Annotated in this window: 15 protein-coding genes and 1 tRNA gene; 11 read left to right on the forward strand and 5 right to left on the reverse strand. The window is 44.4% G+C overall.

The annotated features are described in order from the left end of the window. Positions 1-83: 83 nt before the first annotated feature. Positions 84-1,382 (reverse strand): inosine/guanosine kinase, encoded by a 1,299-nt coding sequence (locus tag DN730_RS13905; protein ID WP_115468756.1) that lies wholly within the window; start codon positions 1,380-1,382, stop codon positions 84-86. Between the two features lie 70 nt (positions 1,383-1,452). Between DN730_RS13905 and DN730_RS13910 the strand changes: the two genes are divergently transcribed. Next, positions 1,453-2,205 (forward strand): HesA/MoeB/ThiF family protein, encoded by a 753-nt coding sequence (locus DN730_RS13910; protein ID WP_115468757.1) that lies wholly within the window; start codon positions 1,453-1,455, stop codon positions 2,203-2,205. Positions 2,206-2,327: 122 nt separating this feature from the next. Further along, entirely contained in the window at positions 2,328-3,281 is a 954-nt protein-coding gene (gene trxB / locus DN730_RS13915; protein ID WP_115468758.1) for a thioredoxin-disulfide reductase, read from the forward strand. Positions 3,282-3,352: 71 nt separating this feature from the next. On the opposite strand, the gene ppa is transcribed toward trxB, so the two are convergent. Beyond that, positions 3,353-3,883: an inorganic diphosphatase gene (gene ppa, locus DN730_RS13920; RefSeq protein WP_115468759.1), complete on the reverse strand. Its 531-nt coding sequence runs from the start codon at positions 3,881-3,883 to the stop codon at positions 3,353-3,355. A gap of 205 nt (positions 3,884-4,088) precedes the next feature. On the opposite strand from ppa, the gene ihfB reads away from it, so the two are divergent. From ihfB to DN730_RS13945, 5 genes are all read left to right on the forward strand, one after another. Continuing rightward, on the forward strand, positions 4,089-4,394 hold the full coding sequence (gene ihfB / locus DN730_RS13925) for an integration host factor subunit beta (protein ID WP_484177318.1): 306 nt from the start codon (positions 4,089-4,091) through the stop codon (positions 4,392-4,394). A gap of 65 nt (positions 4,395-4,459) precedes the next feature. After that, positions 4,460-4,780 carry a LapA family protein gene (locus tag DN730_RS13930; protein WP_115468761.1) on the forward strand — a complete coding sequence of 107 codons (321 nt, stop codon included), beginning with the start codon at positions 4,460-4,462 and terminating at the stop codon, positions 4,778-4,780. 4 nt (positions 4,781-4,784) lie between these two features. Then, positions 4,785-5,957, forward strand: coding sequence for a lipopolysaccharide assembly protein LapB (gene lapB, locus DN730_RS13935; RefSeq protein WP_115468762.1), 1,173 nt, complete (start codon positions 4,785-4,787; stop codon positions 5,955-5,957). 24 nt (positions 5,958-5,981) lie between these two features. Beyond that, positions 5,982-6,689, forward strand: a complete 708-nt coding sequence (gene pyrF, locus DN730_RS13940; RefSeq protein WP_115468763.1) for an orotidine-5'-phosphate decarboxylase — start codon at positions 5,982-5,984, stop codon at positions 6,687-6,689. Positions 6,690-6,801: 112 nt separating this feature from the next. Then, a complete protein-coding gene (locus DN730_RS13945) occupies positions 6,802-7,080 on the forward strand; it encodes a ComEA family DNA-binding protein (protein WP_115468764.1) in 279 nt (92 codons plus the stop codon). A gap of 25 nt (positions 7,081-7,105) precedes the next feature. On the opposite strand, the gene DN730_RS13950 is transcribed toward DN730_RS13945, so the two are convergent. Both DN730_RS13950 and DN730_RS13955 read right to left on the reverse strand, forming a co-directional pair. Continuing rightward, entirely contained in the window at positions 7,106-8,833 is a 1,728-nt protein-coding gene (locus DN730_RS13950) for a SulP family inorganic anion transporter (RefSeq protein WP_115468765.1), read from the reverse strand. 8 nt (positions 8,834-8,841) lie between these two features. Continuing rightward, a complete protein-coding gene (locus DN730_RS13955; protein ID WP_115468766.1) occupies positions 8,842-9,714 on the reverse strand; it encodes an MBL fold metallo-hydrolase in 873 nt (290 codons plus the stop codon). 186 nt (positions 9,715-9,900) lie between these two features. Between DN730_RS13955 and uvrB the strand changes: the two genes are divergently transcribed. The 4 genes from uvrB to pcaQ all read left to right on the forward strand — a co-directional run bounded on the left by uvrB (position 9,901) and on the right by pcaQ (position 13,636). Continuing rightward, positions 9,901-11,937: an excinuclease ABC subunit UvrB gene (gene uvrB, locus DN730_RS13960; protein WP_115468767.1), complete on the forward strand. Its 2,037-nt coding sequence runs from the start codon at positions 9,901-9,903 to the stop codon at positions 11,935-11,937. Positions 11,938-11,946: 9 nt separating this feature from the next. Then, complete coding sequence (locus DN730_RS13965) at positions 11,947-12,135, forward strand: hypothetical protein (protein WP_115468768.1); 189 nt, start codon at positions 11,947-11,949, stop codon at positions 12,133-12,135. 85 nt (positions 12,136-12,220) lie between these two features. Next, positions 12,221-12,297: transfer RNA gene (locus DN730_RS13970), tRNA-Val, on the forward strand. Between the two features lie 397 nt (positions 12,298-12,694). Beyond that, positions 12,695-13,636: a pca operon transcription factor PcaQ gene (pcaQ, locus tag DN730_RS13975; RefSeq protein WP_115468769.1), complete on the forward strand. Its 942-nt coding sequence runs from the start codon at positions 12,695-12,697 to the stop codon at positions 13,634-13,636. Positions 13,637-13,638: 2 nt separating this feature from the next. Here the strand turns inward: pcaQ and aroQ are convergent, their stop codons facing one another. Continuing rightward, positions 13,639-14,088, reverse strand: coding sequence for a type II 3-dehydroquinate dehydratase (gene aroQ / locus DN730_RS13980; RefSeq protein WP_115468770.1), 450 nt, complete (start codon positions 14,086-14,088; stop codon positions 13,639-13,641). Positions 14,089-14,201 lie beyond the last annotated feature (113 nt).

Raw genomic sequence — 14,201 nt, forward strand, 5'->3', positions numbered from 1 at the left:
ACACATTACCGCTCATAGTAATTAAAAAAAGCAGCTTTAAGCTGCTTTTTTTAATTACAAAGTCTGACGTTGCTCTTGCCTAGCTAGCGGTCCCAATATGATTCTTCAAGACTGTCTTCACGCTCTGGCAATCCTTTGGATAGTCTTGGTGAGTTTTGGCTGAGTATTTCGTAGCTTACACGGTTCGCATATTTACATATTTGAGCGAATGAAGAATACGCTAAATAGCGCTCGTGATGTTTACTGCTATTTGGTACTTCTATTCTATGGAAATGATTTGCAGCAATATCGTGTAGTAATGCAGATAATGCGCCATCTCCGGCGCCATTAGTATTGCGGATTTTTTCAGGCCCGCCCATGTACGGATCAATGTGTGAGAAAACTTTGACGGGTGTCTGGCAGTCTTTTTTACGTTTAGGGCGTGAGAATTCCCATTGATTAAAGTCTGCGATTGCTCCAGATTTTATCGGGTGAGTGGTCTCTCGCCTCGAGAGACTTTCGGTATAGCCACATAAATATAGCCCTTCTGGTCCGGCCGTCAACAACACCATATCCACCCAATCTAAGGCTTTTTCTGCTGCCAATAACGGATTATCGTGGCCCGTCAAAGCACTTGCCTCCTCTTCATTCATCGCTAATACAGATACATGGCGTTTGATGATATCTGTGATTTCTTCGCGATACTCTTCAACTAAGTGTCGAGTGCCGAGCGTGAGAATTACGGGAACGTTGTGTTTGCTTGCGTAATCTAAGCATTTTAATAGTGAACTTTTGATTGGCTTGTCCGCGTGACGCAGAGGATATGCACAGGTTACAAATGCCGCGGAATTAGCAATGATTTCTTCACTTATTGATTCTGGGGTTAATTCATCCATTTCCCCAGGAGCAATTGCAAATGTTCGTTCGCCGTCTTCTGTTATTAAGGTTATCCCACGACCAATATCACCTGGTACGGCTTGAAGGTGGTTCATATCCACCTTGCTACTAGTGTGACAAATGTAATGGTATTCAGGTGATCCTAATTGGATCGACTGTGACATGACCCCCAGTAATACGGATTTATCATCGGCAAGAACTGAATAGTTATGTAATGTATTACCGATTGTTCCGCCAGCAAAATGATCTGAGATACGATTATGGTTTACGAGCTCTTCGTAGATCGCAGTTGCTACTTCGCTATTGACTAGGTTTGAAAGGCCTTTTCGGATACCATATCGTTCAAGAAAATTTCCGTCGACCTCCGCAATGACATCGACAATTGTTTCGTCGAGCCCAGCAATGTATGTATCAGCTTTGGGTTGTACCTCTAACCTAGGCAAAGAGGTTTTATCAACTGCGACAGGGAAATAGTGTCTGAGTTTACGGCGACCGGGGAATTTCATGATTCATCTTCCAACTATGCTTTTGCGTATTTTAGCAAAAGGCTGACCAAACGGGCAGGAAATATACATCATGAATGATGATGCATTACAGCGCTATAGTCGACAAATGCTGCTCCCCAATTATGACGTTGATGGACAGTTGAATTTAGCCAAAAAATCTGTAGTGATGATTGGTGCAGGGGGGTTGGGAAATATTTGTGCCGCTTATCTGAGTGGCGCGGGGGTTGGCCATTTAACGATCATTGATGATGACGATTTGGAATTATCGAACCTACCGCGGCAAGTGATGTACACAGAAGCGGACATAGGCGAATCTAAAGTAATGGCACTTAAATCTGCTTTGCAATGCCGTAACCAAGAGACACTTATTTCTGCGGTATCAGAGCGTATAAATAATGATAATATGAGCGACCTATTGAGGGGAGCCGATGTAATCATTGACTGCTGTGATAATTTTGCGACGCGACAGCGTGTCCACCGTTGGGCGCAGTCTAATCAAGTTGCACTAGTAAGCGGTGCGGCAATTCGTTGGGAAGGGCAGCAAATAAATTTTAGATATGATCAAAATGTGACTCCGTGTTACGAGTGTTTGTATCCCGACTTATCAGATCAACAAATGAGTTGTAATGTTAGTGGTGTGATGGGACCTGTAGTAGGCGTCATCGGTGTACAGCAAGCCTTGGAAGCCATAAAGATTCTGGCAGGTAAAGGTGAGGCTGCGCACGGCATCCTTCGTTTATTTGATGGTCTAACTGGGGATTGGCGTACGATGCGCCTTTCCACTGACCTCGAATGTCCTATCTGTCAGGTTGAAAACCAATAGTTTACCCCTATCTTGTTTATTAAATTAATTCGATGTCTATTTACGAATGATTTCTTTATTCTTATGCCAATTACATAGCCGAGAGTTTTTTCGGCAGACACTTACTTTAAGGAGCATTCCATATGAGCGATGTAAAACACGCTAAATTAATGATCTTGGGTTCAGGCCCTGCGGGATACACAGCGGCTGTGTACGCGGCGCGTGCTAACTTGAATCCAGTGATGATTACTGGCATGCAAATGGGTGGGCAGCTCACCACTACGACAGAAGTAGATAACTGGCCGGGTGATGTTGAAGGTCTGCAAGGTCCGGATTTAATGGAGCGTATGCGTGCGCATGCAGAGCGTTTTGACACAGAGATTGTGTTCGACCATGTGAATAAAGTGGACTTGGAGAATCGCCCATTCCGATTGGAAGGTGACAGTGGAGTTTATACTTGTGACGCGCTGATCATTGCAACGGGTGCAAGTGCTCAGTATCTTGGCTTGGAAAGCGAGCAGAAGTTTATGGGGCAAGGTGTGTCTGCCTGTGCGACATGTGATGGGTTCTTCTATCGCGGCAAAGATGTGGCAGTCATTGGTGGTGGCAATACCGCGGTTGAGGAAGCTTTATATCTTTCTAATATCGCCAAGTCCGTGACAGTAATTCACCGTCGCGACAAATTTCGTTCTGAGAAAATTCTTGCCGACAAATTGATGGATAAAGCGGAAAACGGCAATGTCAGCATTGAGTGGAACAGTGAGCTAGATGAAGTGCTTGGTGATGGCTCAGGTGTGACAGGGGTCCGTATTAAAAATCGTGACTCTGGCGATACGAAAGAGCTCGATATCGCAGGTTTATTTATCGCGATAGGTCATAAGCCAAATACTGATATTTTTACCGGTCAACTGGATATGAAAGATGGCTATTTAACAGTTGAGTCTGGCACTCAAGGTAATGCCACACAAACAAGTGTAAAAGGCGTGTTTGCAGCGGGTGATGTCAGTGATCACATTTATCGTCAAGCAATAACATCAGCCGGTACAGGCTGTATGGCGGCGCTTGACGCAGAACGTTACTTAGACGGTCTTGAGTAAATTTTTCATCTTGATTAGCAAAAAAAGCCGATTCTTTTGAATCGGCTTTTTAGTTTATATCGCAGTATTATTTACTGAGCGTTGTAAGCTTCTACGCCTTCGACAAGTGCTTTGCGTGCTTCATCAGCACTTGCCCAACCTTCTACTTTCACCCACTTACCTTTTTCAAGCTTCTTGTAGTTTTCAAAGAAGTGCTCGATTTGGTCGCGGAGTAATTGTGGGATATCGTTCACGTCTTGGATGTGAGCGTATTCTTTGCTTAGTTTCTCGTGAGGTACAGCAACAAGTTTCGCATCCATTCCTGCTTCGTCGGACATATTTAAAACGCCAACAGGGCGGCAACGAATGACAGAGCCAGCTACCACAGGGTAAGGTGTGATTACTAACACATCTACTGGGTCACCGTCGTCTGCTAGGGTATTGTTTACATAGCCGTAGTTAGCGGGGTAAAACATTGGTGCTGTCATGAAACGGTCAACAATCAGCGCATCCAGATCCTTGTCTACTTCGTACTTAACTGGGTTAGCTTGCGCTGGGATCTCGATGATTACGTTTATATCATTAGGGACATCACGGCCCGCTGGGATTTGTTTGAAGCTCATTATTTAATTCCACTTGTGTTAAGTAATGGCGCCAATTATAGAAGCTCAATAAAATGGATGCTAGTCATCCTAAAGTCTTACGGAAAATAATCGCTATATTATGCAAAAAAAGCTATAGTTTTTACTGCAATTGTTCGTTAAGTTGTTGCTTTCTTTCTAAATTTAGCTAGTCTTAATATGTGATCAAAATATAGTCGAGAGGACAGTGATGACGAAATCTGAGCTGATTGAAACGCTGATTGACCAGCAGTCACATCTGCCAGTGAAAGATGTTGAGCTTGCAGTCAAAGCAATGCTTGAGCATATGTCAGAAGCGCTAGCCAATGGTGAGCGTATTGAAATACGTGGCTTTGGTAGTTTCTCTCTCCATTATCGTGCCCCGCGTGTTGGTCGTAATCCAAAAACTGGTGAGTCTGTTGAGCTTGGCTCAAAGTACGTACCGCATTTCAAGCCTGGTAAAGAGCTGCGTGAATTGGTAAATACTGATTCAGTGGAGCGAGAGTTAAATTAATTTTTTATCGAAATTATGGTGAGTCGTGGGCATAATGCCTATAACGACTTGCTGGTGGGTGTCTTATGCTTAAATGGCTAAAGCGAGCTTTACTGATTTTTGTTTTAGCTCTGTTCTTGTTTATCGCGATCTTTTTCGCTATCCGTAATGGACAGCCAGTGTCGATCGACCTTGTATTGTGGCAGGGGCCAGAGCTAAGTGTCGCGCTGTATATGATCATTTCTCTAGCATTAGGGATTCTGATAGCCGTTGGGTTATCGAGTGTTTTGTTGTTTCGATTGGAGCAGCAAGCTCGTCGTCTTCGTAAGAAAATGGCAAAACAACAGGCCGAACTTGATTCTTTACGTAAAGCTTCTCTGTCTACAGAACTGACGGAGCGGGAGTAGTCCCGTGACCGAATGGGCATTATTTGTCGTACTTTTTTTAGCGCTTTTTACCGGCTGGCTTCTTGGTAGCAGGCGTCTAACAAAGTCTAACAAAGAAGAATTAAAGCAAGTTCCCAATGATTACTTTCGCGGCTTAAACCACCTTCTTAAAGGGCAACAATCTGAAGCGATCGATGCCTTTGTGGATTCTTTAGAAGTTAACTCTGAAACTTTTGATATTCATTTGACACTAGGAAATCTTTTCCGCAAAAAGGGTGAGATTCAAAAGGCGATCAATATCCATCAGAGTCTTCTTGCTCGCCCCGATTTGAGCTCCCGCGATACTCGTCTTGTTCAGTTAGAGCTGGCTAGTGACTTTATGTCTGCCGGATTACTGGATCGTGCTGAAAGACTTTTGCTTAATATTGCATCCCGGAAGACAGAATTTCAGAGAGAAATACTCGCTTTGCTAGTAGATCTATATGAGTTTGAGCAGAGTTGGGACAAGGCGATAAAAATTTCAGAGCAACTTCAAGCGGAGTACCCTGCTAAAAAGCAAGCGCAGCGTTTAGCACATTTTCACTGTGAGATGGCAGAATCAGCTGTCAAAAACGAACAGTGGAACGTCGCCTTTAAAGAGTATAAGGCCGCCATCGATGCTGATCTTGACTGTGTTCGTGCTAGCATTGGTTTGGCTGATGTTTATATGTATCAGCGTCGATTTCGTGATGCGATTAAAGAGCTAAAAGCCGTAGCGGATCAAGATCATGAATTTGTTCCTGTTATTGTTCCTATGCTCAAACAATGTTACCTCAAGGTATGGGGTGGTGCTGGCTACATAAAATTTCTACAGGAACAATTAAAAAAATATCCGTCAGCAAGTTTAATTCGAGCGTTGACTGAACATTACGCCGAAAATGACAAAGAGTTTGCTGAACAGTTTATAATTAGCCAACTCAGAGCACACCCTACGATTAAAGGTTTTCAGGAACTGATAGACATTCAACGAGCGGATTCAAGTGGGCCTGACCAAGAGAATCTGAGCGTTTTATACGAACTTATTGAACAACTCACTAATTCTAAGCCCAAGTATCGCTGTCGTCAGTGTGGTTTTGCAGGGCATCAGCTGCATTGGCAGTGCCCCAGTTGTAAAAGTTGGGGCAGTGTTAAACCAATACATGGTTTAGAAGGTGAGTGATATGACTATACCAGAGGATTATAAATGACCTGCCAATCTCCAATCGTCGTGGCATTGGATTATCCAACAATTGAGCAAGCTACAGCGATGGCAAAACGCTTAGACCCAGCTTTATGTCGAGTGAAAGTCGGTAAAGAATTATTCACAAAAGTGGGGCCCGCGATCTTGGATCAGCTTCACACTTTGGGTTTTGATGTATTCTTGGATTTGAAATTTCATGATATTCCAAACACTGTCGCAGCTGCGGTATCTGTGGCGGCAAAAGAAGGAGTTTGGATGGTGAACGTTCACGCCAGTGGAGGCCGAAGAATGATGGAAGCTTCTGCTAATGCCTTAAGTGCCATTCAAGATAACAAAACCCTGTTGATTGCAGTGACGGTTTTGACGAGTATGGACCAAAGTGACTTATTAGAGGTTGGAATCGATCTGACGCCTCAAGAGCATGTAATGCGTTTAGCAGCGTTAGCGAAACAGTCTGGTATGGATGGTGTTGTGTGCTCTGCGCAAGAGTCTTCAATGTTGGCGCAAAAGCTTGGGTCTGATTTTGTTTTGGTGACACCAGGTATTCGTCCTGTTGGGGCGGAACAGGGAGATCAGAAACGCATAATGACACCGACAGAAGCGATGTCAGCTGGTAGTCATTATTTAGTAATGGGCCGCCCCATCACTCGGGCGCAAGACCCTATTCAGGCACTTATGTCTGCTAATAACGAGTTAGGTGTTGTAATCTAATCATTGAGCTCTGGGTTGATTATGGTATCTTAGAAAAGCGAGCTATGAGTGCTCGCTTTTCTTATGTTGGCACGACGCCATAAACCGTTTAGTTAAACAAGGAGTGTTGATTATGATCGCATGGATAAAGCGTATCGCTATGTCTTTTTTATGTGTTTTCTCATTTTCTGTATACAGTGCAGAGCCGCTAGATATTAATTTGGCAACGGCGGAGCAGCTAGCCGTCGTAATGTCTGGAGTCGGTGAATCTAAAGCGAAAGCAATCGTTTCCTTCCGTAAAGAGCATGGTTTATTCAAGACGATAGATGATCTGGTGCAAGTGAAAGGGATTGGGGACGCATTGTTAGAGCGTAATCGTTCTCTGATTCAGGTGCGCTTGGATCAAGAGTAATTATGGCGTTAGAGCACGTTAGGGCTTATTGCCCTGACGTGCTTGATTGACATAAGTCTTCAAATGCTTGGTTTTGCGTTAGATAGATATTGCCACTTAAGTGTTGAATTAGGTCGGAGCCATTTAATCGATCCATAACAGGGCCTTTCACTTCAGACAGGTGCATTGTAATCCCTGCGGATTGTAGGCGCTCACAGATTCTTTCTAAACTTTCCAATGCGCTCGCGTCAACCATGTTGACTGCTGTGCACATTAGTACCATGTCTTTTATGTTCGGTTGGTTTGCGACGATTTTCGTTATCTGATCTTCGAGCATGCGAGCATTGGCGAAGAAGAGGTTTTCGTCAATGCGAACTGTTACTAAAGATGGGTCAACTTCCACTTCAAAACGTTTTACATTACGAAAATGCTCGGTGCCAGGTAGACGGCCAACCACGGCAATATGAGGGTGACTCGTGTGCCATAAAAATAATAGTAGTGAAACACTTACCCCCGCAATGATCCCAGCTTCGACACCCGCAAATAACACTATGAAAAAGGTCGCAATGAGTGCAGAAGCGTCTTGCTTTGAATAACGCCAAATCTGTTTGAACCCCTTAATATCGATGAGCTGAATGACGGCTACCATGATGGTGGCAGCTAACACGGCTTTAGGTAAAAAGAAAAAAGCATCTGTTAAAAACGTAAGGGTAATCAAAATCAGAAGAGCCGTGAATACGCCAGTCATGGGTGTTTTAGCACCCGCATCGAAGCTAACCACTGATCGAGAGAAGCCACCGGTAACGGGAAAGCCACCACTTATCGCTGAGCTAATATTGGCAGCGCCTAACCCTACAAGTTCTTGGTTTGGGTCAATGCTCTGACGTCTTTTGGCAGCAAACGATTGAGCCACAGACACCGACTCCACAAAGCCAACGATACTGATCAAAGCTGCAGCAGGTAATAACTCAGTAGCGAGTTGCATATCCCATGAGGGAAGAGCAAGAGGGGGTAACCCGCTCGGTACATTGCCAACGACATTAACTCCTAAGCCATCCAATCCGAATATTGCTACGACTGATGTCGTAATGATGACCACAAGTACAGGGCCTGCTTTCGCGGCAAGTTGTGCCTTTGTATCAGACATGCCTGCCAAGGTTAACAAGCGTTTTAAGTGAGCTCGTAGTAGGTAAAGTCCGATGATGGCGCTCAACCCTATAAGCACAGTGGTGACATTAATTGTTCCCAACTCTGCGTACAGTCCCGTCAGCATTTCGATTAGGTTATGCCCTGATGCGTTTACACCTAGAATATGTTTAATTTGGCTTAATGCAATCAATATGGCAGACGCACTAATGAATCCTGAAATGACTGGATGGCTTAGAAGATTTGCTAAGAACCCAAGTTTTAAGATACCTAACATAAGCAGAAACAACCCAGAAAGTGTTGCCAGCATAATGACAATAGTGGTGTATTCACCTGTGCCAGGCTGGGCAAACTCGAGAGCAATGGTACCTGTCATCATCGATACGACCGCTACCGGACCAACCGCGAGCGTTCGGCTAGAGCCAAAAATGGCATAGGCAACCAAGGGTAATATGCTTGCATATAAACCCACCTCAGGAGGCAGCCCCGCAAGCATTGCATAGGCAAGACTTTGCGGTATCAACATAATGGTCACTATAACGCTGGCCATCATGTCCGTTTGGGCATCAGCTCTTGAGTAGCCTCTAAGCCAACTCATTGCTGGGATATAGCGACCTAACTGTTCCATGACAACCTCTAACCTAAATTGATCGGTGTTTTGATATAACGAACGCCATTACTTTCCTCGGGAGGAAGGTGTCCAGCTCGCATATTAATTTGCACCGACGGCCAGATTAGCCGAGGCATCGCAAGGGTTGCATCTTTTGCATTACGCATCGAGCAAAACTCGGATTGTGTAACACCCTTATGGATATGAACATTGGAATTTTTCTGTTCGGCAACAGTGGTGATCCATTGGTATTCTTCTCTGCCTGGAGCTTTGTAGTCGTGGCACATATACAGGCGAGTATCGTCTGGTAACGCAAAGATTTTTTGAATTGATTGATAAAGTGTTGCTGCATCGCCTCCCGGAAAATCACAACGAGCGGTACCAAAATCGGGCATAAATAAGGTATCTCCAACAAACGCTGCATCGCCAATAACATAGGTTAGACAAGCTGGAGTATGTCCCGGCGTATGGAGAACTTCGATGGTTTGTTCGCCAAGCGTTAAAGTTTCGCCTTCTTGGATCAACAGGTCGAATTGGGAGCCATCACGTGCGAACTCTGGTTCCGCATTGAGTAGCTTTCCAAATGTCGTTTGTACCGTTTTGATGTGATGCCCGATAACGATCTGGCCGCCTAAGGCACTACGTAAATAGGGGGCAGCGGATAAATGGTCCGCATGAACATGTGTTTCCAATATCCATTTAGTAACAAGTGATTGAGATTTAATGTAATCGATAATCTTATCAGCAGATTGCGTACTGGTCTGACCAGAAGCATGATCGTAGTCCAATACCGAATCAATGATTGCGCAATGTTGGCTTGATGGATCAATGACAACATACGAAACGGTAAATGTTGCTTCGTCGAAGAAGGCTTTAATGGTGGCTTGAGGAGCAGTCATTCTGAAAACCTCTTTTGGTTATAAGTTTATATCTATATGGTATATCCGTTTTTTTAAATTAGCAACATCTAATGTTGCGGCGACTGAATTCAGGTTTTCTCATATTGTCCACATAGACTTAACACGCACAGGATGAAATTTGTTAATCTGTATTACTGTCTTATACATTAAGAGTAGGTCAATATCGTGTCGCAAGAGTTTGAAGTTGTTTCTCAATACGAGCCGGCGGGTGATCAGCCAAAGGCAATTGAAAAGCTTATCCAAGGTGTGGACGCAGGGTTGGCCCATCAAACCCTGCTGGGTGTGACAGGGTCAGGTAAAACCTTTACCGTAGCGAATGTGATTGCAGGTGTTAAAAGACCGACCATTATCATGGCTCATAACAAAACGCTCGCGGCACAACTCTATGGCGAATTCAAAGAATTCTTCCCTAATAATGCGGTCGAGTACTTTGTATCGTATTACGATTACTATCAGCCAGAAGCGTATGTCGCAGCCTCAGATACTTATATCGAGAAAGACGCATCGGTAAATGATCACATAGAGCAAATGCGATTGTCCGCGACAAAGGCACTGTTAGAGCGTGACGATGTCATTATTGTTGCAACGGTATCGGCGATCTATGGGTTGGGGGATCCTCAATCCTATCTAAAAATGATGTTACATCTGGACCGCGGAGAGCGCATTGATCAGAGAGCCGTGCTACGCCGTCTGGCTGAACTGCAATATACCCGTAATGATATGGTGCTTGAGCGCGGTAATTACCGAGTCCGTGGCGACATCATTGATGTTTTTCCTGCTGATTCGGAAGACGAAGCCATTCGAATCGAACTCTTCGATGACGAAGTCGATAATTTATCTGTTATCGATCCATTGACCAATCGAACTGTTCGTAAAGTTCCCCGAATCACAATTTATCCAAAAACGCATTACGTGACACCACGTGAAACTATTGTCGACGCGATTGAACGTATTAAAAAAGAGTTGGATCAGCGATTGCAGCAGCTCAGGTCGATGGACAAATTGGTAGAACTGCAGCGATTGGAACAACGCACTAATTACGATCTTGAAATGATGCAGGAGCTTGGCTACTGCTCAGGTATAGAAAACTACTCACGATATTTATCAGGGCGTCCGGAAGGTTCGCCACCGCCGACACTCTTTGATTACCTGCCAGACAATGCATTGCTAGTGATTGACGAGTCACACGTCACCGTGCCGCAGATCGGTGCAATGTATAAAGGTGACCGATCTCGCAAAGAAAACCTTGTTGAATACGGTTTCCGTTTACCTTCCGCGTTGGATAATCGCCCAATGCGATTTGAAGAATGGGAACAAATAAAGCCGCAGACCATATTTGTGTCAGCGACCCCCGGTAAATACGAAGAGCAACACCAAGATTGGGTGGTTGAGCAGATCGTACGACCAACTGGCTTAATTGACCCTGAGCTCGAAGTCCGTCCAGTAGGAACACAAGTCGATGATCTGTTGTCTGAAATTAATCTGCGCCTACCAAAAGGTGAGCGCGTATTAGTTACGACCCTGACGAAACGCATGGCAGAGGATCTAACGGATTACCTTCATGAACATGGCATTCGGGTGCGTTACTTACATTCGGATATCGATACAGTGGAGCGTGTGGAGATTATTCGAGACCTACGCTTAGGTGAATTTGATGTGTTGGTAGGGATTAACCTCTTGAGAGAGGGGTTGGATATTCCTGAAGTTAGCTTAGTGGCAATTTTGGATGCAGACAAAGAAGGCTTCTTGCGCTCTGATCGCTCATTGATTCAAACAATTGGGCGTGCCGCTCGAAACGTTAGTGGTAAAGCGATTCTCTACGCGGATCGTATCACTGGCTCTATGCAGAGAGCGATGGATGAAACGCTTCGTCGTCGTGAAAAACAAGAAGCACATAACGAAGCTCATGGTATTACACCTCGTGGTATCACTAAATCCGTCGAGGACATCATGGAAGGAGCTTATAATCCTGGGGCTGGTGGACGAAACAAATCTAAGCAGAACAAGAAAGTGGCTGAAAAAGTTCAGAACTACGAAATCGAAAATATGGACGATGTGGCCGAAGTCCGTAAAACCATCGTGGAGATGCAAAAAGAAATGATGATTGCATCGGAAAACTTGCAGTTTGAACTGGCAGCTGGATATCGCGATCAGATTCGTATTTTGCAGCGTAAATTGAAAGATGTCGGTGAGTCGGTATAGGAGGTCAATATGGCTTTAACATTACATACAAGAAATATTATCCGTGTTATCGACAATGGTGTGATTGTTAACTGCGTTATATTGAAAATGTGCTTAAACCATGTGGTCGTCAAGTTTCGCGATAAACAATACAAAGTCCCATACGGTCTGATTGACGAAGTCATAGGGCATGAGCTACTCGTCCCTGTAAATGAGTAAAATAGTGATAGAAAACAGTCGGTTAAAAAAGTGATATTAATGCTTGATCTGATCACTTCACTGCGTATAATAGCCATCACTTTTTAGGACTATAGCTCAGTTGGTTAGAGCGCTACCTTGACATGGTAGAGGTCAGCAGTTCGAATCTGCTTAGTCCTACCAAAATTTATACTTACTGTTCAGTAAGTTACGAAAGCCGAACCCAGTGTTCGGCTTTTTCGTTTTATACTTTTCAGAACCACTTTCTGACACTGATATTTTGATAAGCATTTAGGTTTGTTGTTCCTCATTGTTTAACGCTTGGTATTACTCCAGACTTGGTTAAGCTGTTGTCCGATACTAGATACACCTAATGCTACTTTGAGTAGTCGTTCCACCTATTTTTCTGTGTCCGATATCTATTTGACTAGCCGCTATAGATCGGTTGCCGACTTATTAGATGATGTAGCCTCTGTAACCCACACCGAAAAATCTAAACGGCTACTATACAAATTTTGTTAAGAGCGCTGTAATAGTCACCCGTATCGCAACTATTCAAACAACCAAGGCTGTAGTTACTATGATGGAAAATCAAATCAAGTATCGTCACTTAGAGTGTTTTTTAGAGGTGACTCGGCAGGGGAGTGTTGTTCGGGCTGCGGATGCATTGCATTTGACTCAACCCGCTGTGTCGAAGCGGTTGAAGGAGTTGGAAGAAATATTAGGTGTCCGCTTACTGGAACGCAGCAAAAAAGGTGTGGAATTAACGAGTTTTGGAAATCTCTTTTTGGAGCATGCCAGTGCGAGTGTGGCTTCGCTGAGAGAAGGTGCGGAGCGTGTTGCTCAAGCAAAACTGAAGGGGTTTCAGCAGTTGAGTGTTGGTGTGTTACCTACAGTGGCGACAAGTATTCTCCCCGAAGCTGTTAAGCGCTTTCGTATCGATTACGCTGATGTCCGTTTGCACCTATTGTCGGGCCCTAATTCTTTATTAATGAGTCAATTGCGTGTTGGGGAACTTGATCTCGTTGTTGGGCGCTTAGGTTTGCCAGAGACTATGTCTGGATTGTCGTTTCAACATCTATATTCTGAGCAAGTTGCCTTTGTAGTTCAGCCTAACCATCCTCTGCTGAAGGCTGCAAACTTTCAGTTGAGCGATATTGCCAAGTATACGGTTTTATATCCGCCGAAAGAGTCTATTACGGCACCATCTGTGGACGATTTTTTTCTAGCAGAAGGAGTGGGTGTTATTAAAGATCGTATTGATACGGTGTCGGATTCGTTTGGTAAAGAGTTCATTCGAAATAATGATGCAATTTGGATTATTTCCCGAGGTGTCGTCGCGCGTGAAATAGCGGATGGTGAATTTGCTGAGCTGCCTGTTAATACGAAAGAAACCCTGAGCGCGGTAGGGCTAACAATGCGTTCAGACTCGACACCGTCTCGCGCACTACAGCAGTTTGTGAAAGCGGTCAGAGAGACCGCTGAAAACCTTGAAAGCTACTATAATCCGCGCCACGATTAATGCTATGCCGTTTTGTGGATTAGGCCTTGGAGGCCTAACAGGTACCCAAACGTCCCCATGCCCACGACAATGCCCGCTGCACAGGGTGAAATGTAGGAATGATGACGAAAGGATTCGCGAGCATGGACATTACTAATATGAACCTCAATGACGGGCACTTGAGCTCCAACAATTGCATCATGCAATGCTACGGATGTGTGTGTGTAAGCGCCTGGGTTGAACACTACACCTAGCATTTTTCCTTCTTTTATCAACTGCCCCGCTTCATGAATGGCATCGATTAGCTCCCCTTCGTGATTGGATTGGCGAAAGTCGATTGATAACCCGTGCTTCGCGGCTTCTTCGTTACAGGCTTGCTCGACGTCTGCAAGCGTTTCGCTGCCATAGGTTTCTGGTTCACGTTGTCCCAGTAGGTTTAGGTTAGGGCCATTTAGCACCATAATCGTGCTCATGTGTGTCTCCTTGCTTGTAGAGGTATATAGTAGTTGAGGGTGGAGAATGAGTTGATGTCATTGTGTAGCCATACTAAGGTAAAACTCCGCCAATGATAAATTCCTTTTTATTA

Origin of the sequence: Marinomonas piezotolerans (assembly GCF_003362755.1) — a bacterium.
GTDB lineage: Bacteria > Pseudomonadota > Gammaproteobacteria > Pseudomonadales > Marinomonadaceae > Marinomonas > Marinomonas piezotolerans.